Consider the following 21117-nt stretch of genomic DNA (forward strand, 5'->3'; position numbering starts at 1 on the left):
GGTCAGAAAATGAACATCAAGAGCCTTCTTCTCGGCTCAGCTGCGGCTCTGGTCGCAGTTTCCGGTGCTCGCGCCGCGGACGCAGTGACCGTCGCCGAGCCGGAACCGGCCGAATACGTCAAGATCTGCGACGTGTACGGCGCCGGCTACTTCTACATCCCGGGCACCGAAACCTGCCTGCGCGTTGGCGGTTATATCCGTTATGACGCCTCGGCTGGTGAAGAGGGCTCGTTCACGGGCCGCGGCACCACCGACGTCTTGAATGGCGACGATCAGCGTTCTTGGCACAAGAACGCCCGCTTCGCGCTGAAGACCTGGACCGGCCAGGAAACCGAACTCGGCACCTTGAAGACCTATACCGAGACCCGTTTCGACTTCTCGGATGGTGCGACGTCTGTCAATTCTCACTTTGCTTGGGTTCAGCTCGGCGGCCTGCGCATCGGCGCTGATGAATCGGCCTTCGACACCTTCCAGGGCTATGCCGGATCGGTCATCAACGATACGATCGTTCCCTACGGCGGCTTCGACACCAACCTGATCAGCTACACCTTCGATGCTGGCAACGGCTTCTCGGCCATTGTCTCGTTCGAAGAGGGCAATTCCTACGGTGGCTATCACTACGCCGATCGCACCCTTCGCACTATTGATGGCGGCCGTCCTGATGCGGGCAGCGAGCTCATCGACAGCTACGTGCCGCATATCGTCGGCGGCGTGAAGTGGACGCAGGGCTGGGGCGGCATCAGCGGCGTCGTCGCTTACAACAGCAACTGGGAAGAGTGGGCCGGCAAGGTTCGCTTGGATGTGAACGTCAACGACGCCTTCTCGCTGTTCGTCATCGGCGGCTACGGCACGGATAAGAACTCCGACCGCAACTTCTACAAGCCGTGGGGCGGCAATTGGGCAGTGTGGGGCGGTGGCACCTACAAGTTCAACGAGAAGACCTCGTTCAACCTCCAGGTTTCGTATGACGAAGCCAAGGAATTCGGTCTTGCGGCGAACGTCGCCTACACGATCGTTCCCGGCTTCTCGGTCATCACCGAACTTGACTGGGCCCACAACGACCACGACAACAACGGCTTCAACTGGACCGAAATTCCTGACGGCAAGAAGAACGCCCTCGGTGGTTTCGTCCGCTTCCAGCGCGACTTCTAAGGGCTGGAACCCTACAGGTGAAATCCGGCCCGGGCGCTTCCTCGCCCGGGCCGTTTTTGTTTTCCGCGGTTGCGGCAATTCAAACGAAAGGATGGGGGTGAAACGGTAAGCTGATCGAGTCTGTTGATCGATCTTGTGGGTTCCGCGCTGGCGGATGAGATCGTCGACAAGATTCGAAAACTCTTGAAAGGACACTCTCAAGCGGTTAGGGCTGGTCCCTTAACCACAGGGGGTGTGGCTAAAATGTCGAACGAAGCGGTTCAAGAGGGTGAGCCCTCTGGTCATTTTGCGGTATTTTCTTCTCAGAATTCGAACTTTCGATACACCTATAACAAGATCCGAGAAGTAAAGTCGTATAGGATCGGAGAGCTTTTCACAGCTTATCGAGATATACTCTGGGATGATGGGCGGCATAAATACAATGTCAGCTCTTTCATCGGTGAAATAGACGAGATCCTTCTGGGAGAGCGTTTCAGCACCTTCGACCAGAACACCCTGGACAATCTTATCGGTACATTGCGCCAGCGCGGCAACAGCAACGCAACCATCAATCGCAAGATGGCTGCCCTCAGCAAATTGCTGCGTAAGGCGCATAAGATGGGAGATATCCACAGCCTGCCCGAGTTCCGCCGCCAGAAGGAGCGGGCGGGACGGATTCGTTTCCTCGAAAGGGACGAAGAAGCAAGGCTGTTCGCGGCGATCAGGAGCCGCAGCGAGGATGCCTACAGGCTTTCCGTCTTCCTGGTCGATACCGGCTGCCGCCTCGGCGAGGCGCTCGGCCTGATCTGGAACGACATCCAGGAACACCGGGTCTCCTTCTGGATCACCAAATCCGGCCGCAGCCGCACCATTCCGATGACCGAGCGCGTCAAGGAAGTCATCAAGCTGCCGCCGAACACGGAAGGACGCCGGCCGAAAGGCCCGTTCACCAAGCTGACACAGGCGCAGTACCGCGCGATCTGGAACGAGGCGAAGACGGAAGTCGGTCTCGGCGCCGACGAACAGGTGGTGCCGCATATCCTGCGTCACACTTGCGCTTCACGTCTGGTCCAGGGCGGTATCGACATAAGGCGCGTCCAGATGTGGCTGGGCCATCAGACTTTGTCGATGACCATGCGGTACGCGCATCTGGCCACCAACGATCTCGATGGCTGTGTCGTCGTTCTCGAGAAACCGCGCGGCGACGAATCGTCGTCCCGCTCGGCCGAAGCCTCCGTCTTCGCTTCGCCCCTCACGACGCCGACCTCTGCCTCGCCGTCTCGGAAAGCGAAACGGCCGGAACCGGCCAAGGCGCCCCGCAAGCACTCGAAAGGCGAGTAGACCGATCGGATCGCTTCCGCCGGCATGCGCAAATCTATATTTGGATGGTAAGCCCGGGACTGACATAGTCTCGGGCTTTATTTCATTTCTACTCGATATTCGACCCGATCGAGGAATGCGGCAATCTCCCCAGGCAAGTCGCCGGTTTCGAGGAAGGGCGCGTGGCCCTGGCCTTCGACGGTGATCTGTTCCATGCCGGGGTGCCGCTCCTGCATCGCTTGAAGTGTCGCCGTGGAAAGCAGTTTTGAGTTTGCGCCGCGAATGGCGAGCAGCGGAATGGCGGCGAGCGCGTCGAACTGCGGCCACAGATCCGGCAGCGGCTTGCTGAAATCGATGCCGGCCAGCGTGTCGACCAGGGCCGGATCGAAATCCGGCACCCAGCCGGCCTCCGTCTCGCGACAGATTGCCCGGACCATCCGCGCCCAGTCGGCGTCGGTCAGGTTGGGGAAGTCGGCGCCGTGCACGCGCCGCTGGGCATCCACCGCCTCGGCGAAGGTCTTCGGTTTCGGCGCACGGTCGAGATAGGAGCGGATATGGGCGAGGCCTTCCGCCTCGATCACCGGGCCGATGTCGTTCAGGACGACGGCCCTTAGTACGGCCGGCTTCAACGCGCCGAGCACATGGATGATCAGGCCGCCGCGCGAAGTGCCGACGAAGGCGGCCTGTTCGATGCCGAGCGCGGACAGCCCGGCAAGCACGTCGCCGGCTTCGACCCCGACATTATAATGGCCGATATCGGGATCGTGGCCGGATTGCCCGCGGCCGCGGTAGTCGAAGGCAATGACTTTCCGTGGGCTCTCCGTTTTCCTGGAAAGATGGATCGCGAGTTCATGAAAGTCGCGTGCATTGCGGGTGAGGCCGGGCAGGCAGACTGCCGGGCAGCCCTTGGCATTCGGTTCGCCATAGATCCGCGCATGGAGTTTCAGTCCGTCGGGCGCGGGATAAAAGAAGTCGGAGAAACCTTCGTCGCTCGCCATCGCAATGCCGCTCCTCGCTGGGTGATCGACAGCTACAGGCGAGGGCAGGGATCGTCAAATAGGGAGTTCTTCCCTTCTCCGCTTGCGGGACAAGGTGGATCGGCGCGTCAGCGCCGAGACGGATGAGGGGTGTTCCAGCGGAGTGAGACGTCGGCGTTTCCTGGAGCGCAACAGACCCACAAGGGGAGAAGGAAAGAACTTCAGCTGCGCCCGTTCACGAGGTCGCCCACGATGTCGTATTTCCCTGAAATACGCATCTTATAAACCTCATAATTCTCCATCACGCGCTGCACGTAACTTCTTGTTTCCGTGTAGGGAATCCGCTCGATCCAGTCGACGACCGCATCGATGCTCTTGCCGCGCGGATCGCCGTATTTCGCCGCCCATTGGGCGGCGCGGTTCGGGCCGGCATTGTAGCCGGCGAAGGTCAGCACGTAGGAGCCGCCGAAGCGGTCGAGCTGTTCGCCGAGGAAGGCCGAGCCCAGCGTCGCGTTGTAGCCGGCATCGGTCGTCAGCCGCGCCTGCGAGAAGGTCATGCCGGCCTTCTTCGCCAATTGCTTGGCGGTGCCCGGCATCAGCTGCAGCAGGCCGCGCGCGCCGGCGCTCGAAACGGCGCCGATATTGAACTCGCTTTCCTGGCGGGCGATGGCATAGGCGAGCGCCTTGCCGGACCCCGAAATGTTGGCCGAATCGGGAATGACACCCAGCGGATGCGAAAGCGCGCCGACATCGATGCCGCGCTGCGCGGCGATCTTGCCGACCTTCAGCGCCATGAAATGGTTGCCCTGCTTTTCGGCCAGCACCGCAAGCAGCGCCAGTTCGCCCGGGCTGGTCAGCTGCCCGGCAAGGTCGCGGTAGAGCGTCTCGGCGTAGCGGTCGTAGCCTGCTTCCTGCAGCCGCTTGATCGCGCCGACTGCTTCTCGATTGTCAAAGCTCTGTCGGTCGGCGGCACTCGGTTTCGGATAGACGATGTTGAGCGTTCTCAAGCCCACGCGCTCGCCCGCGAGCTGGCCGTAGAAGGTCGTGCCGTAGCCGGCCGCACGCGTGAAATAATCCTTGGCGTTGCCTGGGCCGCCGACTTCCGCCGCGCGGCCGAGCCAGTAATAGGCGCGCGACAGCGACACCGGTCCCTGGGCGAATTCGGTGATGCGCGTGAAATGCCCGGCGGCGGTCGCCGGGTCGTTGAGGCCGCGCAATGCATACCAGCCGGCATGGAATTCGGCTTCGGCGGCGTTCAGCGGGCTCTCGGCGGCGTGCATGGAGACGATCTTGTAGGCGGTCTTCATGTCGCCCTGGTCGACCAGTTCACGCGACAGCACGCGGCGTTCGACCCACCAGGCATCGGGGTCGACCAGCGAATCGCGATCGGTCGGCGCCTTCATCACGACAGCAGCGGCATCGGCGAATTTCTGCTGCTTGCGCAGATATTCCGCCTCGGCGAAGAAATAGCCGGCGGAGCGCTGCGCCGCGGGCACCGCCTTCAACAGCTTGGCGGCGTTCTTGTCGCCCTTGTCGGCAGCCGCCCAGGCATCCGCCAGGGGCTGTGCGCCGGCGAGGCCGACGACCCTCAGCGCCGAGGACGGCCGGTCGGCATAGAACATGCGCTCCATGCGGTAGCGATGGTCGGCCGCCGGGATCAGCGCGCCGAACTCCTTGATGACGGTCGCCTCGTCCTTTGCTTCCAGCTTCTCGGTGCGCCAGAACGGCACCAGCACCGCGCGCGCCGCGGCCTGGTTGCCCAGCGCCATCTGCGAGCGGGCAAGAATGATCACACCCTCGGGCGTCAGCGGCTGGCTGCGGCCGAAGGCCTGCACCACCACTTGCGGCGGCGGGTTCTCGCGATAGAGCGCGCGCTCGCTGTTCTTGCGCAACGCGATCGTGCCGGGCCATCCCGGCAGCATCTTGGCCGCGTCGGCGATCTCGCCGCTCGGTACCTGGTCGCCGCCGTAAAGCGCGATCGCCCAGGCAAGGATGTGCCGGTCGAGCGAGGTGGCGGGCAGCGTGTCGCGCGCATTGCGCGCGCCGGCGATGTTGTTGGCGGCGAGCGCATCGAGCCCGCTCTTCAGTTGCGCTATGTCGGGGGCGGTCGACATCTGGCCCGGCGCCTGCGGCGCATCGGGCACCGGAATCGAGGCCGTCGCGCGCACATCGACGCTGCCGCCGATCGCCACGGTGGGCATCAGCGCGACGATCGCGCCCAAAAGCGCGAAAAGATGGGGCCGCCTCGTCGGCATTTTACGATCCTAGCACATCGTCAGCAGGCGCGGGCATTTGAGAACCCGATGCGAAGCCTAAACTTAGGTCGTGAAGGGCTCGTAAACAAAAGGTTATCGAGGCCGTTCGAATTGCGCTTGCTGGTGTCCCGATTCTGAAATTCGCATGACCTTGATATCGGGCGCGGCGCGAATTTCAGAATCGCAGGGACACCAGCCAACTGTCGAATCCAGTGTCGTTTTGGTTTTCGATGTTCGCCCCGAGCCTGATATCAACGTCTGGCGAACATCGAAAACCACGACACTGGCACTATGCCGATGCTTGCCGCTGAACCATGTCGAGACTATGGTGCGCGGCTTCGCTTTCGGGTAGAAGGCGCGCAACCAACCGATCTAATGAACACCGATGCATGTCGCCCAAAAGTGGGAACCGTTTTTGGGACGACGACACGCATAAACCGACAAAGTTCCAAGGAGTTTGGACGACATGCTGAGAGGCTCGCTGACTGCGCTCGTGACACCGTTCGAAAAGAGCGGGCGCTTCGACGAGAAAGCCTTTCGCTCATTTGTCGAATGGCAGATCGCCGAAGGCACCAAGGGTCTGGTTCCCGTCGGCACCACCGGCGAGTCGCCGACGCTGTCGCATGAGGAGCACCGTCAGGTCGTCAAGGTCTGCATTGAGGTGGCCAAGGGCAGGGTGCCCGTCGTGGCCGGCGCGGGCTCCAACAACACCGAGGAAGCGGTCGGGCTGGTTCAATACGCCGAAAAGGCCGGCGCCGATGCAGCGCTGGTGGTCACGCCCTATTACAACAAGCCCACGCAGCGCGGACTCTATGAGCATTTCGCCGCCGTCGCCAGGGCGACCAGGCTGCCGATCATCATCTACAATATCCCGCCGCGTTCGGTGATCGACATGACGCCGGAGACGATGGGCAGGCTGCGCCACGACTTCAAGAACATCGCCGGCGTCAAGGACGCGACTGGCAAGGTCGAGCGCGTCTCCTATCAGCGCATGCACTGCGGCGAGGATTTCATCCAGCTCTCCGGCGAGGATGCATCCGCGCTCGGCTTCAATGCCCATGGCGGTGTCGGCTGCATTTCGGTCACCTCGAATGTCGCGCCACGGCTCTGCGCCGAATTCCAGGAAGCGACACTCTCCGGCGACAGCGCCAAGGCGCTCGACCTGCAGGATCGGCTACTGCCGCTCCACGAGGCGATCTTCATGGAGCCCGGCGTTTCCGGGTCGAAATACGCGCTCTCGAAGCTGGGCAGGATCGAGAACGTGGTGCGCTCACCGCTGGTGACGGTCGAGGCTTCGACCGCGCAAAAGATCGACGCGGCGCTCAAGCACGCCGGCTTGATTAATTAGGAATGAGGCGCCACCTCTCCGCATTATGAATCAAGTCAAGAAAGCCGACCCCAACAACAGGACGGTCGCCGAAAACCGCAAGGCGCGCTTTTCCTATGAGGTGCTCGATACGATCGAGACCGGCTTGGTGCTGACCGGCACCGAGGTTAAGTCGCTGCGCCAGGGCCAGGCCAACATCCAGGAGAGCTATGCCTCGGCCGAAGGCGGCGAGATCTGGCTGATCAACTCCTATCTGCCGGAATATCTGCAGGCCAACCGCTTCAACCACGAGCCGCGCCGCCGCCGCAAACTGCTGGTCTCGAAGCGCGAGATGGCCAAGCTCTCGCAAAGCGTCGAGCGCGAAGGCATGACGCTGGTGCCGCTGAAAATCTATTTCAACGACCGCGGCCGCGCCAAGCTGCTGCTGGCGATCGCCCGGGGCAAGAAATTGCACGACAAGCGCGAGACCGAAAAGCAGCGCGACTGGTCGCGCGAAAAGGGCCGGCTGCTGAAAGAACGCGGCTAAAGCAATTCCAGGAAAAGTGCGTAGCGGTTTTCCGTTCTGAATTGCGTCAAAACAAAAGAGCTTTCGCCGCCGGCGGAAACAGGCCGCCTGAAAAAAGCCACCGGCGGGCTCTCTGGTCCGGCGCAATTCTCACCTTCCGACGGGGACGGGTCTTGGGGAAGCGGATTGTTTTCTGGGGCCTTGCCGGCGTGGTTGTCGCCTGCGCCGTCGCGGCAGGCGCCTATTTGTGGTTCCGTGGCTTTTCGCCGGACCGCGCGGAGTTCCCGATCCGAGGCATCGACGTCTCCCACCATCAGGGCAAGATCGACTGGCAACGCGTCGCGGCAGACGATGTCGCCTTCGCGATCATCAAGGCAACCGAAGGCGGCACCCATGTCGATACCCAATTCGCAACCAACCTGCGCGAAGCGCGCGCGGCCGGGCTGGCGGTCGGCGCCTATCATTTCTTTACCTTCTGCCGCCCCGGCGCCGATCAGGCGAGGAACTTCATTTCGGTGGTGCCGCGCGGCGAGCCGCTTCTGCCGCCGGTGGTCGACATCGAGTTCGGCGGCAACTGCCCGCAGCGTCCGTCTCCGGAACAGTTGAACGCCGAGCTCGCCGCCTTCCTCGGCCCGGTCGAGACGGCGTTCGGCAAGCAGGCGATTTTCTATCTGACCGACGAGGCGGCCGACGCCTATTCCGACACCATCCTCAACCGCCAGCACTGGCTGCGGTCACTGGCGATCAGGCCGCGCGGGAACGACTGGATCTACTGGCAGTATCACAACATGGGCCGCGTCGACGGCATCGAAGGCGATGTCGATCTCAACGTTTTGAAGGGCAGCCGCGGGACGATGGCGGAGTTGTTTGCGCCGACGCCGTGAGTGCCCGGCGGCGCCTCGAATCTGTTTCTGCGGCGTTTTTCGTATATCGCTGAAAAGTCTCATGATCCGCGTGACGCCGGTACATTCAGGCTTGCGCCGGCACTGGGTCTTCCGGTCGCCGAGAAGGCCATTCCCGCTGCCATGATCGCGATGGCTGCGAACTGGATGGCCATCGGCGTTTCGCCGAGCACCGCCATGCCGACAATCACCGTCGCGATCGGTATGCCGGGCAGGAACAGGGACGCCGCCTGCGGCCCCATTTGCCGGACGATGTAGGTGTAGAGGAACATGGCCGCCGCGCCGGCCAGAATCCCTTGGATCACGATCTGGCTGACGATCTCGGTAGCCGACGCGGCATGGATATGGCTTGGCGCCAAGAGATGGAGAACCGGCAACGGCAGGCACGACAGGAGCACCACCGCGGCCGTCGCCGTGACCGGATCGGCACGCCATAATCTCACGAGAACGGCATAAGTCGAAAACATGAGGCCCGATCCGATGAACAGCACGTCGCCGATCAGGGCGCCGCCGGTGCCGCCACGCGCCGCGGCGATGAACAGCAACAGCCCGGCGATGATCGCGCCGACTCCGATTGTCCGTCGTTGCGAAACGCCGTCGTCGAAGAAGACGCGCGACAGCAGGGACGAAAAGAAGACGATAGAGGCGGGACAGAGCGCGGCCGCGTGGGCGGCAGGCGCATAGGTCAGGCCCCAATTGATGATCAGCGGATAAGGCAAACCTGCCAGTGCCGCCAACGCCAGAGCCCGTCGCCAGCCCAGCGCCCTCATGGGAGCGAAGCCGCTGCGCCAGACGATCGGCAGAAAGATCACCCCCGCGCCGCCAAAGCGCAAAACGGCCAAATCTGTCGCCGTCAGGTGTTCTCGGAGGCTGAAGCGAGCGGCGACGAATTGGATAGCGTAGATGCCGATCATGATGAGGCCGGCGATAATCGCCAGTCTCGTGTTCCCTGCGTCATCTGCGTCTGCCACGACTTGCCACCCATAGGTCGTCGGAGGTGAAGACTGTCTCCACCGCTGCGGCGAAAGCGCAGACTATTGTTCAGGTCTCTGTGTTGAAATACGCTGTTTTTCGAAAATGATAGCGGAATTCACATCAAAAAGGCAGTTTTAAAGTGAATCAAGAAGCAAGCGATCTCGACGGCGTCGACCGCAATCTCCTTCGGCTGCTGCAGGAGGATGGGCGTCGCACCACGCTTGATCTGGCGGCGCGTGTCGGCCTGTCGCCGACCGGCACGAGCCAGCGGGTGAAGCGGCTGTTTCGGGAAGGCTACATCATAGCGGTCAGGGCCGTGCTCGATCCCGCCAAGATCGGCCGCGGCACGCTCGTCTTCATCGAGGTACGCCTCGATCACACGGCGCCTCATATCTTCGAACGCTTCGCCGAAGCGGTGATCAAGGCGCCTGAGGTGCTGGAATGCCATATGGTCGTGGGCGGCTTCGACTATCTGGTAAAGGCGCGTATCTCGGAAATGGCCGCCTATCAGGATTTTCTGACCCGGGTCATCCTACCGTTGCCCGGAGTGAAGGAGACGCACACCTACGCCTCGATCGGCGAGGTCAAGCCGGATGCGCTGCTGCCGGTATGAACGGCGCGGGATTACTCCAGGGCGCTTGAATCTAGGTCTTCAGGAACGCCGCAATCTCCTTGAACACATTGACGAACATCTCCTGTGTCAGCACGCCCGTATTGGTGTTGTAGCGCGAGCAGTGATAGCTGGAAAACAGCGCGATGCCGCCGGCCTGCTGCCGGCCACCATGGCGGAACGGAACGGCCGCCACGCGCTCGCCCAATGCCCGCACCGTCGACTGATGCGCGATCGAGCCCAGCGTCAGTATGGCGCTGAGATTGGGAAAGCGCGCGATGGTCGGCTTCAGAAAGGTCCGGCAGGTGGCGATCTCGGCGCCAACCGGCTTGTTCTCCGGCGGCACGCAGCGCACCGCATTGGTGATGGCCGCGCCGACAAGCTGGAGCCCATCATCCGGCCGCGCCTTGAATTCGCCGCGCGCCAGGCCATGCGCGATCATCGTGCCGTAGAGCAGGTCGCCGGCATAGTCGCCGGTGAAGGGGCGTCCCGTGCGGTTGGCGCCGCGCAGGCCGGGCGCCAGCCCGACGATCAGCAGGCGGACTGAATCTTCGCCTTCCGGCGGCAGGAATGTCGGCACCGGCGCGTTGAACCAGCCGGGCTCGCGCTCGCGCCAAGCCGCGATGAAATCATGCAGCCGCGGGCAAAGCGGGCAGTCACGGCCGGGTTCGGGGGAGGGCGCGGCGCTCAACGCCACCGCCCGTCAATAATCGTCCTCGTCGACTTCGGCAGGTTCCGCCCGGCGCGCGGGCCGCTCGGACGGGTCGCGGCCGACTTCGCTCTTCAGCGACATCAGGTCGATGAAATGATCGGCCTGGCGGCGCAGGTCGTCCGAGATCATCGGCGGCTGCGAAGCCATGGTCGAGATGATCGACACCTTGCGGCCGCGCCGCTGCAGCGCTTCGACCAGCGTGCGGAAGTCGCCGTCGCCGGAGAAGATCACATAGTGATCGACGACATCTGCGAGCTCCAGCGCATCGACGGTCAGCTCGATGTCCATGTTGCCCTTGATCTTGCGGCGGCCGGTCGAGTCGGTGAATTCCTTGGCGGGCTTCGTCACCACCTTGAAGCCGTTATAGTCGAGCCAGTCGATCAGCGGCCGGATCGATGAATATTCCTGATCCTCGACCAGCGCGGTGTAATAGTAGGCGCGCAACAGATAGCCGCGCTTCTGGAAGCTCGACAGGAGCTTGCGGTAGTCGATGTCGAAGCCCAGCGCCCGGGATGTGGCATAGAGATTGGCGCCGTCGATGAAAAGAGCGATCTTTTCACGGGGATCGAACATTGAAAAACATTCCTTTCGAAAATTTCTGTCGTCTAAAAGCGTTTGACGAATAGGTCCGACAAATGGGCCGCGGTGCCGTCACATCCGAGATAACGCGCAATTTGTGGATATCCAAGGGCGGGCCCCTGCATTGCAAGCAATTGTGATCGCCACTATATGGGCAGTTTCATGGCGTAGCGCGGTGATGAGCCAGGCAACGACCCGCAAAGCTGACGTCGACGCCATGGAGCTTGTATTTCGGCCGCGCCCGCGTTATGGAGCGCGCCAGCTTTCCATCAAATCCATCGCATGAAAGGGGCAGTCCATGGCCCGCGTAACCGTTGAAGATTGCATCGACAAGGTCGACAACCGTTTTGAACTCGTGCTGCTCGCCGGCCACCGCGCCCGCCAGATCAGCCAGGGCGCGCAGATCACCGTTCCGCGCGACAATGACAAGAACCCTGTCATCGCGCTGCGCGAGATCGCCGACGAGACGCTGTCGCCCGACGACCTCAAGGAAGACCTGATCCATTCGCTGCAGAAGCATGTCGAGGTCGACGAGCCGGAAGCCGAGGGCGAGGCGATCACCGACGAGACCGGCGCGACCGTCGCTGCTGCCGACACCGACGACGCCGAGGAGAACGTTACGTTCGACCGCATGAGCGAGGAAGATCTGCTCGCCGGCATCGAAGGTCTGGTGCCGCCCGAAAAGAGCGACGACTACTAAGAGCTTTTGTCCGGGTTGGATCAACCATCCAGGACTTCCGTATCTTAGGTTTCGTGGCTATCTATGAGGTGCGTCGCACGCCAGTGCGGCGCATCAATCATTTCAGCACCGCGAGATCCCGCCCATGATGCGTCAGTATGAGCTTGTCGAGCGCGTCCAGCGCTACAAGCCTGACGTCAACGAGGCGCTGCTCAACAAGGCTTATGTCTATGCCATGCAGAAGCATGGCCACCAGAAGCGCGCCTCGGGCGATCCCTATTTCTCGCATCCGCTCGAAGTCGCCGCCATCCTCACCGACATGCATATGGACGAGGCGACGATCGCTGTTGCCTTGCTGCACGACACGATCGAGGACACGACGGCGACAAGAGCCGAGATCGACGAGCTGTTCGGTCCGGAAATGGGCAAGCTGGTCGAAGGCCTCACCAAGCTGAAGAAGCTCGACCTGGTCTCGAAGAAGGCCGAGCAGGCGGAGAATTTGCGCAAGCTCCTGCTCGCGATCTCCGAGGATATTCGCGTTCTTCTGGTCAAGCTCGCCGACCGCCTGCACAACATGCGCACGCTCGACCATATGCCCGAGTCCAAACGCCTGCGCATCGCCGAGGAGACGATGGACATCTATGCGCCCTTGGCCGGGCGCATGGGCATGCAGGGCATGCGCGAGGAACTGGAAGAAATCGCCTTCCGCTACATCAATCCGGAGGCTTATCGCGCCGTCACCGCAAGGCTCGCCGAGATTTTCGAGCGCAACAAGGGCGTCCTGCAGGAGATCGAGACGGCGCTTTCCGGCCTGTTCGAGAAGCGCGCCATCAAGGCGAGCGTGAAGAGCCGGCAGAAGAAGCCATGGTCGGTGTTCCGCAAGATGGAGGCCAAGGCGCTGTCCTTCGAGCAACTCTCCGACATTTTCGGTTTTCGCGTCGTGGTCGATTCCGTCGATGACTGCTACCGCGCGCTTGGCGCCATCCATACCACCTGGTCGATGGTGCCCGGCCGCTTCAAGGACTACATCTCGACGCCGAAGCAGAACGACTACCGTTCCATCCACACCACCATCGTCGGCCCGTCGCGCCAGCGCGTCGAATTGCAGATCCGCACCAAGGAGATGAACAAGATCGCCGAATATGGCGTCGCCGCGCATTCGATCTACAAGGACAGCGGCGGCAAGACGAACGGCGCCGGCCACGCGATCTCCAGGGAGACCAACGCCTATGCCTGGCTGCGGCGCACCATCGAGCAACTGGCCGAAGGCGACAATCCCGAGGACTTCCTCGAAAACACCAAGCTGGAACTATTCCAGGACCAGGTGTTCTGCTTCACGCCCAAGGGCATGCTGATCGCGCTGCCGCGCGGCGCCACCCCGATCGACTTCGCCTACGCCGTCCACACCGATGTCGGCGACACCTGCGTCGGCGCCAAGGTCAATGGCCGTATCATGCCCTTGATGACGGAGCTCAAGAACGGCGACGAGGTCGAGATCATCCGCTCCAAGGCGCAGGTGCCGCCCGCCGCCTGGGAATCGGTCGTGGTCACCGGCAAGGCACGGGCCGCCATCCGCCGCGCCACCAAGAATGCGATACGCAAGCAATATTCCGGCCTCGGCGCCCGCATCCTCGAGCGCGCCTTCGAGCGCGCCGGCAAGACCTTCACCAAGGAGAGCCTGAAGCCGGTTCTGCACCGGCTGGCGCGCAAGGACATCGAGGACGTGCTGGCCTCGGTCGGCCGCGGCGAGCTGAGCTCCACCGATGTCATGAAAGCGGTCTTCCCCGACTATAAGGACGAGCGCGTCACCGTCGCGCCGCCCAAGCAGCGCGAGGAAGGCTGGTCGAAGATCCGCAACGCCGCCGGCATGCTGTTCCAGATGCCCGGCACCCGCGCCGCGAAGAAGGACAAGGACCAGCCGCGCGATGGCGCGGTGCCGATCCGTGGCGTGCGCGGCGACCTGCCGGTGCGCTTCGCCCCGGAAGGGGCGGTGCCCGGCGACCGCATCGTCGGCATCATCCAGCCCGGAACCGGCATTACCATCTATCCGATCCAGTCGCCGGCGCTTCAGGCCTTCGACGACCAGCCCGAGCGCTGGATCGACGTGCGCTGGGACATCGACGAACGCACCAAGGAACGTTTCCCGGCGCGCATCTCGGTCACTGCCATCAATGCGCCGGGTTCGCTGGCCGACATCGCCCAGGTGGTGGCGTCCAACGACGCCAACATCCACACGCTGTCGATGGTACGCACGGCGCCCGATTTCACCGAGATGCTGATCGATCTCGAGGTCTGGGACCTCAAGCATCTCAACCGGCTGCTGTCGCAGCTGAAGGACAATTCGAGCGTCAGCGATGCGCGGCGCGTTAACGGCTAAATGACTGGACCCTGACCGCGAAAAGTGGAACGGGTCAGGGATTGAATGGGGATAAAAATGAACACCGACGAAGTGCTGGGCATTTTCCGTGAGGCCGGCGCCGTTCTCGAAGGTCATTTCATCCTGACGTCCGGCCTGCGCAGTCCGGTCTTCCTGCAGAAGGCGCGGGTTTTCATGCATGCCGACAAGACCGAGCGTCTATGCAAGGCGCTGGCCGAGAAAATCCGGAAAGCGGTGCCGGGCAGGATCGACTATGTTGTCGGCCCGGCGATCGGCGGCCTGATCCCGGCCTATGAGACCTCCCGTCATCTCGGCGCGCCGGCGATTTGGGTCGAGCGGGAAGGGGGCGAATTCAGGCTCCGCCGCTTCGAGATTGCCGAAGGCTCGCGCGTCGTCATCGTTGAGGACATCGTCACCACGGGCCTGTCGATCCGCGAGACCATCGATTGCCTGCGCGAGATCGGCGCGGACGTGGTGGCGGCCGCCTGTATCATCGACCGCTCGGCCGGTAAGACTGATGTCGGCGTGCCGCTGATCGCGCTTGCCGAATATGAAGTGCCGGCCTATCCCGCCGACCGCCTGCCGCCGGAACTCGCCGCCATTCCCGCCGTTAAGCCGGGAAGCCGCAACATCTGACTCCCAAATGTATGAAACCAACCACTTGAGCGCATCGCTTGAATCTCTTTCGCAGCGACGCGCGCCGAGGCGGCAATGATAGCCGGCATCGACCATTTCGTGCTGACGGTCCGCTCGGTGAAAGCGAGCTGCGAGTTCTACGAGCGTGTGCTCGGCATGCGGCGCCTGGATGAACCGAGCCGGCCGACCGCGCTTCTGTTCGGCGCGCAGAAGATCAACCTGCATGAGGTCGGCCGCACGTTCGAGCCGAAGGCCAAGACGCCGACGCCCGGTTCCGGCGATTTCTGCCTCGTGGCGGCGGTGCCGCTTGCAGAAGTCCAGGCCAGCCTCGAAGCCAATGGCGTGGCGATCGAAGTCGGCCCGGTCTTGCGCACCGGCGCGCGCGGCCCGATGATGTCGGTCTATTTCCGCGATCCCGACGATAATCTGGTCGAGGTCAGCGAGTACCGGCTCGACTGAGATCGAGCCGCATGGCGCAGCGCTGGCCCAAAGCCATGCCGTGATCGGCCTCGTCGCTGAGCAGATCGGCCAGCCGCCTGTCGACGTCGGCGCCTTCCAGGATGCGAAATCCGCACCGCTGATAGAAGGGCGCATTCCAGGCGACGTCGCGAAACGTGGTCAGGGTCATCGCGGCCAGGCCGCGCTGCCTGGCGTCCCCAAGCGCCCGTTCAAGCAAAGCCCGGCCGATGCCCGAACCCTGCCGGTCGAGGCGAACGTCCAACTCCCAGATATGCAGCGTATCGCCCTCCATCCCGGCGCTCAGGAAGCCGACCGGCCGGTCCTTCTCGTCGGCGGCCACCCAGCATGCGCCACCGGCGATCAGCGCGCGGTGCCGCTCCGGGCTGACATTGTCTGCGTCGGCAAGCCACGCCAGTTCCGGAATGGCGCGGAACGCTTCCCCGGCCGATTGTTCGATAGGCGGCAATGCCTCGGCGTCCTCGGCCCGCGCCGGTCGAATGGTGATCATCGGCTCCGTATCCTGGTTCTTCTCCTCAGTTTCGCCAGAATGAAGCCGTTGTTACAGCCTGCGGCAGACCATCGCGGCGGCGTTTCGTTGTTACGCGGCCTGGCCGTCGCTATATCAAAGACTTGTTGCCTTTCTGCGCCATCGAAGCGCAAGATATGTTTGGCGCGACCCGGTGGTGGCAGGGGCAGCGCATGTTGGACCGGGAACTGGAACAGAGTGCTTTTTCGACGCCGAGAGCCTGATGGCCTCCTTGAGCGGGTGCGTACTTATCTTTGGCCGCGCCGCTCGTTCTCGCGTTCCGTGCAATATTTCTCCAAACGCATCCTGCGGCTGAAGGCGACGCCGCATTCCGTCGCTGCCGGCGTTGCCGCGGGCGTTTTCGCTTCCTTCTTCCCGCTTGGCTTCCACTTCATCGTCGCTGCCGTTTTGTGCTGGATCATCGCCGGCAATCTGGTCGCGGCGGCGCTCGGCGCCGTGTTCTTCGGCAATCCGTTGACCTTCCCGCTTTTGTGGGGCGCGTCCTGGGAAACCGGCAAACTGCTCCTGCATGAGCACCTGCCGAAGCACGGCCCGCCCGAGCATCTGGGCGAAATGATGCACAAGCTCTCCTTCGCGAAGCTCTGGCACCCCGTTCTGGAGCCGATGCTCATTGGCGCGGTGCCGCTTGGCCTCGTCTTCGGGCTCGTGTTCTACGCCATCACGCGCTGGGGCATGACCGTGTTTCGCGAGCAGCGCAGGAAGCGCATGGTCGAGCGCGCCGAGAAGAAAGCGCGGCAGGGTGGACGGGAAGTGCCGGCGGAATGATCATCGGCATCGGCAGCGACCTGATCGACATCAGACGCATCGAAAAATCGCTGGAACGGCACGGCCGGCGCTTCGTCCAGCGCATCTATACCGAGGTCGAACAGGCCAAGTCGGAAAAGCGCGCCGCCCGCGCTGCCTCCTACGCCAAGCGCTTCGCCGCCAAGGAGGCCTGCGCCAAGGCGTTGGGCACCGGCATGGCCGAGGGCGTGTTCTGGCGCGACATGGGCGTGGTCAACCTGCCGAGCGGCGCGCCGACCATGGCGCTGACCGGCGGCGCCGCGGCCAGGCTGGAGAAAATCCTGCCGAAAGGCCACTGTGCGCTGATCCATCTCACCATCACCGACGATTTCCCGCTTGCTCAAGCCTTTGTGATCATCGAGGCAGTGCCCGCCGAACAAGCGCCACATTGATTCCATTTGACCACGAGCGGCATGACGTTGCTCAGCGCCCGCCGAGACTCTATACCAACATCGCACAATCGAGGACGACATGAGCGTGGCTGAAAAATCGCAGAAGAAATCCGGCGGGCTTGGTGAAACCTTCTCCGTCATCATCCAGGCTCTGCTGCTCGCGCTCGTCATCCGCACGCTGCTCTTCCAGCCTTTCTCCATTCCGTCGGGCTCTATGCGCCCGACGCTGCTCGAAGGCGACTATCTCTTTGTCACCAAATGGGCCTATGGCTATTCGCGTTACTCGCTGCCTTTCGGCCCCGATCTCTTCTCGGGTCGTATCTGGGGCGCCGAGCCCAAGCGTGGCGACGTGGTGGTGTTCAAGTTCCCGCCGGATCCGTCGGTCGACTACATCAAGCGCGTCGTCGGCCTGCCAGGCGACAAGATCCAGGTGAAGGACGGCCAGCTTTTCATCAATGACGTCGGCGTGCCGCGCGTAAAGACCGGCCAGATCGACAATCCCGATGTCACCGAGGAAAACCGGCCGATCGATGTCTATCGTGAGACGCTGCCGAACGGCGTCAGCTACGACACGCTCGACATCAACTCCGATTCGATCGGCGACAACACGCGCGAATTCGTCGTGCCGGCCGGGCACTATTTCATGATGGGCGACAATCGCGACAATTCCTCCGACAGCCGCTTTGCCGTCGGCTATGTGCCGGCCGAGAACCTTGTCGGCCGCGCCAACGTCATCTTCTTCTCGATCGCCGGCAAGGCGAGCCCGCTCGAGATATGGAAGTGGCCGTCGCTGATGCGCGCCGGGCGCCTGTTCCATTTCGTCCACTAGAGCGATGGCGGCCAGCAAGCGTTTGACCGCCGATGCCCTCGCCGAAGCGCTTGTCGAGCGCACCGGCCATGTCTTCGCCGACCCTCAGCGCCTGCAGCGGGCGCTGACCCATGCAAGCGCCCGTTCGACCCATGCCGGCGTCGACTACGAGCGTTTCGAATTCCTGGGTGACCGCGTTCTCGGCCTTGTCGTGGCCGACATGCTGCTCGCGGCCTTTCCCGATGCCGCCGAGGGCGAGCTTTCGCTGCGTCTCAACGCGCTGGTCAATGCCGAGGCGCTCTCGGAAATCTCCGAACAGATCGGCCTGCCGGAACTCGTGCGCGCCGGTTCCGATGTGCGCAATCTCGAGGGACGCAAGCGCACCAATCTACGCGCCGATGCGCTGGAATCGCTGATAGCCGTGCTCTACCTCGACGGCGGGCTGGACGCGGCGCGTGCGTTCATCCACCGCTACTGGCGGCCGCGCTCGCAAGCGACAGGGGCTGCGCGGCGCGACGCCAAGACCGAATTGCAGGAGTGGGCGCACCAGGCGGCCGCCGGCGCCGTGCCGGCCTACCGCATCGACGGCCGCGAGGGACCGGACCACGATCCGCTGTTCACGGTCAGCGTCGAGGTCGGCTCTTTTGCTCCCGCGACCGGCAGCGGCCGCTCCAAGCGCGAGGCCGAGCAGGCAGCGGCGGCTACTCTTTTGCTGCGCGAGGGCGTATGGAGCGCGGCATGACCGCAAACCAATCCCCCGAGCCCCCCAACACCCGCTCCGGCTTCGTCGCGCTGATCGGCGCGCCCAATGCCGGCAAGTCGACGCTGGTCAACCAGCTTGTCGGCGCCAAGGTGTCGATCGTCACCCACAAGGTGCAGACCACCCGCGCCATCGTGCGCGGCATCGCCACGCATGACAACGCGCAGATCGTCTTCGTCGACACGCCCGGCATCTTCAAGCCGAAGCGGCGGCTGGACACCGCGATGGTGACCACCGCCTGGGGCGGCGCCAAGGACGCGGATGTCGTGGTGCTGCTGATCGACGCCGAGCGCGGCATCAAGGGTGACGCCGATGCCATCCTCGACCGGCTGAAGGATGTGCGGCAGCCGATGCTTCTGGTCCTCAACAAGGTCGACCGCGTCAAGCCGGAAACGCTTCTTGCGCTGGCCGCGACAGCGAACGAACGCGTTCCGTTCAAGCGCACCTTCATGGTCTCCGCGCTCACCGGCTCCGGCTGCAAGGACCTGCTCGACTATCTCGCCGAGACGCTTCCCTTGGGGCCCTGGTACTATCCGGAAGACCAGATCTCGGACCTGCCGATGCGCCAGCTCGCGGCCGAGATCACCCGAGAAAAGCTTTATCTCAGGCTCCATCAGGAGCTTCCCTATTCCTCCCATATCGAAACCGAGAAATGGGAAGAGAAGAAGGACGGCTCGGTGCGCATCGAGCAGGTCATCTATGTCGAGCGCGACAGCCAGAAGAAGATCGTGCTCGGCCACAAGGGCGAGACGATCCGCGCCATCGGCCAGGCCGCGCGGATGGAAATCGCCGGCATCCTCGAGCAGAAGGTGCATCTCTTCCTGTTCGTGAAGGTGCGCGAGAACTGGGGCGACGACCCCGAGCGCTACCGCGAGATGGGGCTGGAGTTTCCGGGGTAAGCCGGTTTGCGTCGCTCCAACTTGATTTCGCCGCGCAACAGTTGAAAAGCTCCGCCCATGGAATGGCGCGACGAGGGAATAGTTCTCGGCACTCGCAAGCATGGCGAAACCAGCGCCATCCTCGAGGTGATGACGCGCGCGCATGGCCGCCATCTCGGACTGGTGCGGGGAGGGCGCTCGCGCAAGCAGCAGCCGGTACTGCAGCCCGGCAACCGCGTCGACCTTCTGTGGCGGGCTCGGCTCGACGAGCATCTGGGTATCTTCCAGGCCGAGGCGATCGAGATGAACGCCGCGCGGCTGATGGACAGTGCGGTCGCCGTCTACGGCCTGCTGACCATGGCCGCGCATCTCAGGCTCCTGCCCGAGCGCGATGCCCATGGCGGCCTTTACGAGGCGCTTGCCGTGATGATCTCCCATCTGGGCGATGCCGACGCGGCGGGCGAGCTGGTGGCGCGCTTCGAGTTGCTCATCCTCGATGAATTGGGCTTCGGCCTCGACCTCAGCCAGTGCGCGGCGACCGGCTCCAGGCAGGATCTCGCCTATGTCTCGCCGAGATCCGGACGCGCCGTGTCGCGCGAAGCCGGTGCGGCCTGGCATGACAAGATGCTGGCGCTGCCCGCCTTCCTGCAGCGCGGTTCCGGCCTGCGCGCCGATGCTGCAGCACTGGAAGATGCCTTCCGGCTGACCGGCTTCTTCTTCACCCGCCATGTCTACGAGCCGCGGGGCCTCGAGCCGCCCGACTCCCGCGCCGGCTTCCTGGCCGCGCTGCGCCGGCATCATACGGCGGTGAAGGCGATTGCGGGCGAAGCAGGATAGCAAGGCACTTAGTCCGCGCCGCGTTTCTCCAGGAAATCGTCGAGCATGGCGCGCTGGCCCTTCAGGATCTTGAGCCCGGCTTCGGGCAATGGAAACCAGCCGGCTCGATCCACTTCCGGGAATTCCTTTATGCGTCCCGATTTTGGCGGCCATTCCAGGGTGAACATGTTGCTCCTGATGGCATCAGTATCGATGTCGGCCTCGACGCTCCACGCGATGACGATCTTGCCGCCCGGCTGCTTGTAGCCGCCGAGCGGCCGGAAATCGCCGTCGACGGCGACGCCGAGCTCCTCTTCGGCCTCGCGTTTGGCGGCCTCCAGCTCATCCTCATTGCCGCCGATCAGTCCTTTCGGGATGGACCACGCGCCTTCATCCTTTCTTGCCCAGAACGGCCCGCCCGGGTGGACGAGCAGGAATTCGAACACACCGGCAATGCGCCTGTGGATCAGCAGGCCCGCGCTTATCTGCGGCATTGGTCACCTCGCAGCATCTTCTTCGTCCGCGCGAGAATAGCATGGGTATTTCGCGGCTGAGGTCACCCAATCTCGCCGGCAATGCCGGCAACTCGGCCCTTGGATAACCAGGCAAGTTGCTGGCAATCGGCGACGAAACATGCTCGATCTTGTCAGTCGGCCGATCTTATTAGTCGGCAAGACGCTGATTTGAGC

General features: G+C 63.1%; 23 protein-coding genes. 16 read left to right on the forward strand and 7 right to left on the reverse strand.

Annotated features, from left to right (window positions below):
• Window positions 1-9: 9 nt before the first annotated feature.
• Both FJ424_RS05970 and FJ424_RS05975 read left to right on the forward strand, forming a co-directional pair.
• A complete protein-coding gene (locus FJ424_RS05970; RefSeq protein WP_140786348.1) occupies window positions 10-1152 on the forward strand; it encodes a porin in 1143 nt (380 codons plus the stop codon).
• A 243-nt stretch (window positions 1153-1395) separates the two neighbouring features.
• Window positions 1396-2472 carry a site-specific integrase gene (locus FJ424_RS05975; protein WP_140651936.1) on the forward strand — a complete coding sequence of 359 codons (1077 nt, stop codon included), beginning with the start codon at window positions 1396-1398 and terminating at the stop codon, window positions 2470-2472.
• 77 nt (window positions 2473-2549) lie between these two features.
• Here the strand turns inward: FJ424_RS05975 and FJ424_RS05980 are convergent, their stop codons facing one another.
• Window positions 2550-3449 carry an alpha/beta hydrolase gene (locus FJ424_RS05980; RefSeq protein WP_140651641.1) on the reverse strand — a complete coding sequence of 300 codons (900 nt, stop codon included), beginning with the start codon at window positions 3447-3449 and terminating at the stop codon, window positions 2550-2552.
• Between the two features lie 200 nt (window positions 3450-3649).
• Window positions 3650-5683: a lytic transglycosylase domain-containing protein gene (locus FJ424_RS05985; protein ID WP_140651642.1), complete on the reverse strand. Its 2034-nt coding sequence runs from the start codon at window positions 5681-5683 to the stop codon at window positions 3650-3652.
• A gap of 466 nt (window positions 5684-6149) precedes the next feature.
• Here FJ424_RS05985 and dapA point away from each other — a divergent pair, with 466 nt between their 5' ends.
• From dapA to FJ424_RS06000, 3 genes are all read left to right on the forward strand, one after another.
• Window positions 6150-7031, forward strand: coding sequence for a 4-hydroxy-tetrahydrodipicolinate synthase (gene dapA / locus FJ424_RS05990; protein ID WP_140644357.1), 882 nt, complete (start codon window positions 6150-6152; stop codon window positions 7029-7031).
• 25 nt (window positions 7032-7056) lie between these two features.
• Window positions 7057-7536 carry an SsrA-binding protein SmpB gene (gene smpB, locus FJ424_RS05995; protein ID WP_041002108.1) on the forward strand — a complete coding sequence of 160 codons (480 nt, stop codon included), beginning with the start codon at window positions 7057-7059 and terminating at the stop codon, window positions 7534-7536.
• Window positions 7537-7688: 152 nt separating this feature from the next.
• Window positions 7689-8399: a GH25 family lysozyme gene (locus FJ424_RS06000; RefSeq protein ID WP_140651643.1), complete on the forward strand. Its 711-nt coding sequence runs from the start codon at window positions 7689-7691 to the stop codon at window positions 8397-8399.
• 59 nt (window positions 8400-8458) lie between these two features.
• Here FJ424_RS06000 and FJ424_RS06005 read toward each other — a convergent pair whose 3' ends face one another.
• The gene (locus tag FJ424_RS06005) at window positions 8459-9388 is read right to left on the reverse strand and encodes a DMT family transporter (protein ID WP_140651644.1); all 930 of its coding nucleotides are present in this window, start codon (window positions 9386-9388) and stop codon (window positions 8459-8461) included.
• A 143-nt stretch (window positions 9389-9531) separates the two neighbouring features.
• On the opposite strand from FJ424_RS06005, the gene FJ424_RS06010 reads away from it, so the two are divergent.
• Window positions 9532-10005, forward strand: coding sequence for an Lrp/AsnC ligand binding domain-containing protein (locus tag FJ424_RS06010; protein ID WP_140651645.1), 474 nt, complete (start codon window positions 9532-9534; stop codon window positions 10003-10005).
• 31 nt (window positions 10006-10036) lie between these two features.
• On the opposite strand, the gene FJ424_RS06015 is transcribed toward FJ424_RS06010, so the two are convergent.
• On the reverse strand, window positions 10037-10693 hold the full coding sequence (locus tag FJ424_RS06015; RefSeq protein WP_140651646.1) for a uracil-DNA glycosylase: 657 nt from the start codon (window positions 10691-10693) through the stop codon (window positions 10037-10039).
• Window positions 10694-10705: 12 nt separating this feature from the next.
• Window positions 10706-11287, reverse strand: a complete 582-nt coding sequence (locus FJ424_RS06020) for an NYN domain-containing protein (RefSeq protein WP_140651647.1) — start codon at window positions 11285-11287, stop codon at window positions 10706-10708.
• Between the two features lie 304 nt (window positions 11288-11591).
• On the opposite strand from FJ424_RS06020, the gene rpoZ reads away from it, so the two are divergent.
• The 4 genes from rpoZ to FJ424_RS06040 all read left to right on the forward strand — a co-directional run bounded on the left by rpoZ (window position 11592) and on the right by FJ424_RS06040 (window position 15444).
• A complete protein-coding gene (rpoZ, locus tag FJ424_RS06025) occupies window positions 11592-11993 on the forward strand; it encodes a DNA-directed RNA polymerase subunit omega (protein ID WP_140644367.1) in 402 nt (133 codons plus the stop codon).
• Window positions 11994-12117: 124 nt separating this feature from the next.
• A complete protein-coding gene (locus FJ424_RS06030) occupies window positions 12118-14349 on the forward strand; it encodes a bifunctional (p)ppGpp synthetase/guanosine-3',5'-bis(diphosphate) 3'-pyrophosphohydrolase (protein ID WP_140651648.1) in 2232 nt (743 codons plus the stop codon).
• A 57-nt stretch (window positions 14350-14406) separates the two neighbouring features.
• Complete coding sequence (gene pyrE, locus FJ424_RS06035; RefSeq protein ID WP_140651649.1) at window positions 14407-14985, forward strand: orotate phosphoribosyltransferase; 579 nt, start codon at window positions 14407-14409, stop codon at window positions 14983-14985.
• Between the two features lie 75 nt (window positions 14986-15060).
• The gene (locus FJ424_RS06040; RefSeq protein WP_140651650.1) at window positions 15061-15444 is read left to right on the forward strand and encodes a VOC family protein; all 384 of its coding nucleotides are present in this window, start codon (window positions 15061-15063) and stop codon (window positions 15442-15444) included.
• Here the strand turns inward: FJ424_RS06040 and FJ424_RS06045 are convergent.
• The gene (locus tag FJ424_RS06045; protein WP_140651651.1) at window positions 15422-15952 is read right to left on the reverse strand and encodes a GNAT family N-acetyltransferase; all 531 of its coding nucleotides are present in this window, start codon (window positions 15950-15952) and stop codon (window positions 15422-15424) included. The two genes, FJ424_RS06040 and FJ424_RS06045, sit on opposite strands and share 23 nt — an antisense overlap.
• A gap of 216 nt (window positions 15953-16168) precedes the next feature.
• On the opposite strand from FJ424_RS06045, the gene FJ424_RS06050 reads away from it, so the two are divergent.
• The 6 genes from FJ424_RS06050 (at window position 16169) to recO (ending at window position 20449) form a co-directional block, all read left to right on the forward strand.
• Window positions 16169-16756 (forward strand): DUF2062 domain-containing protein, encoded by a 588-nt coding sequence (locus FJ424_RS06050; protein ID WP_140644378.1) that lies wholly within the window; start codon window positions 16169-16171, stop codon window positions 16754-16756.
• Window positions 16753-17166 carry a holo-ACP synthase gene (gene acpS, locus FJ424_RS06055; protein WP_140644380.1) on the forward strand — a complete coding sequence of 138 codons (414 nt, stop codon included), beginning with the start codon at window positions 16753-16755 and terminating at the stop codon, window positions 17164-17166. The genes FJ424_RS06050 and acpS overlap by 4 nt, the downstream gene beginning before the upstream one ends.
• 79 nt (window positions 17167-17245) lie before the next feature.
• The gene (lepB, locus tag FJ424_RS06060) at window positions 17246-17995 is read left to right on the forward strand and encodes a signal peptidase I (RefSeq protein ID WP_140644382.1); all 750 of its coding nucleotides are present in this window, start codon (window positions 17246-17248) and stop codon (window positions 17993-17995) included.
• A 4-nt stretch (window positions 17996-17999) separates the two neighbouring features.
• Window positions 18000-18716, forward strand: a complete 717-nt coding sequence (rnc, locus tag FJ424_RS06065; protein WP_140644384.1) for a ribonuclease III — start codon at window positions 18000-18002, stop codon at window positions 18714-18716.
• Window positions 18701-19633, forward strand: coding sequence for a GTPase Era (gene era / locus FJ424_RS06070; RefSeq protein ID WP_181181979.1), 933 nt, complete (start codon window positions 18701-18703; stop codon window positions 19631-19633). The genes rnc and era overlap by 16 nt, the downstream gene beginning before the upstream one ends.
• Window positions 19634-19690: 57 nt before the next feature.
• Window positions 19691-20449: a DNA repair protein RecO gene (gene recO / locus FJ424_RS06075; protein WP_140651653.1), complete on the forward strand. Its 759-nt coding sequence runs from the start codon at window positions 19691-19693 to the stop codon at window positions 20447-20449.
• A gap of 8 nt (window positions 20450-20457) precedes the next feature.
• On the opposite strand, the gene FJ424_RS06080 is transcribed toward recO, so the two are convergent.
• Window positions 20458-20922 carry an NUDIX domain-containing protein gene (locus FJ424_RS06080; protein WP_140651655.1) on the reverse strand — a complete coding sequence of 155 codons (465 nt, stop codon included), beginning with the start codon at window positions 20920-20922 and terminating at the stop codon, window positions 20458-20460.
• Window positions 20923-21117: the final 195 nt, after the last annotated feature.

The organism is Mesorhizobium sp. B3-1-8, assembly GCF_006439495.1.
Taxonomy (GTDB): Bacteria; Pseudomonadota; Alphaproteobacteria; order Rhizobiales; family Rhizobiaceae; genus Mesorhizobium.

Excerpts from the sequence above, each read along its gene's own strand:
- FJ424_RS05970 (WP_140786348.1), top strand. The coding sequence starts at position 10 with ATGAACATCAAGAGCCTTCTTCTCGGCTCAGCTGCGGCTCTGGTCGCA.
- FJ424_RS05975 (WP_140651936.1), top strand. The coding sequence starts at position 1,396 with ATGTCGAACGAAGCGGTTCAAGAGGGTGAGCCCTCTGGTCATTTTGCG.
- FJ424_RS05980 (WP_140651641.1), bottom strand. The coding sequence starts at position 3,449 with ATGGCGAGCGACGAAGGTTTCTCCGACTTCTTTTATCCCGCGCCCGAC.
- FJ424_RS05985 (WP_140651642.1), bottom strand. The coding sequence starts at position 5,683 with ATGCCGACGAGGCGGCCCCATCTTTTCGCGCTTTTGGGCGCGATCGTC.
- dapA (WP_140644357.1), top strand. The coding sequence starts at position 6,150 with ATGCTGAGAGGCTCGCTGACTGCGCTCGTGACACCGTTCGAAAAGAGC.
- smpB (WP_041002108.1), top strand. The coding sequence starts at position 7,057 with ATGAATCAAGTCAAGAAAGCCGACCCCAACAACAGGACGGTCGCCGAA.
- FJ424_RS06020 (WP_140651647.1), bottom strand. The coding sequence starts at position 11,287 with ATGTTCGATCCCCGTGAAAAGATCGCTCTTTTCATCGACGGCGCCAAT.
- rpoZ (WP_140644367.1), top strand. The coding sequence starts at position 11,592 with ATGGCCCGCGTAACCGTTGAAGATTGCATCGACAAGGTCGACAACCGT.
- FJ424_RS06030 (WP_140651648.1), top strand. The coding sequence starts at position 12,118 with ATGATGCGTCAGTATGAGCTTGTCGAGCGCGTCCAGCGCTACAAGCCT.
- pyrE (WP_140651649.1), top strand. The coding sequence starts at position 14,407 with ATGAACACCGACGAAGTGCTGGGCATTTTCCGTGAGGCCGGCGCCGTT.
- FJ424_RS06040 (WP_140651650.1), top strand. The coding sequence starts at position 15,061 with ATGATAGCCGGCATCGACCATTTCGTGCTGACGGTCCGCTCGGTGAAA.
- FJ424_RS06045 (WP_140651651.1), bottom strand. The coding sequence starts at position 15,952 with ATGATCACCATTCGACCGGCGCGGGCCGAGGACGCCGAGGCATTGCCG.
- acpS (WP_140644380.1), top strand. The coding sequence starts at position 16,753 with ATGATCATCGGCATCGGCAGCGACCTGATCGACATCAGACGCATCGAA.
- lepB (WP_140644382.1), top strand. The coding sequence starts at position 17,246 with ATGAGCGTGGCTGAAAAATCGCAGAAGAAATCCGGCGGGCTTGGTGAA.
- rnc (WP_140644384.1), top strand. The coding sequence starts at position 18,000 with ATGGCGGCCAGCAAGCGTTTGACCGCCGATGCCCTCGCCGAAGCGCTT.
- era (WP_181181979.1), top strand. The coding sequence starts at position 18,701 with ATGGAGCGCGGCATGACCGCAAACCAATCCCCCGAGCCCCCCAACACC.
- recO (WP_140651653.1), top strand. The coding sequence starts at position 19,691 with ATGGAATGGCGCGACGAGGGAATAGTTCTCGGCACTCGCAAGCATGGC.
- FJ424_RS06080 (WP_140651655.1), bottom strand. The coding sequence starts at position 20,922 with ATGCCGCAGATAAGCGCGGGCCTGCTGATCCACAGGCGCATTGCCGGT.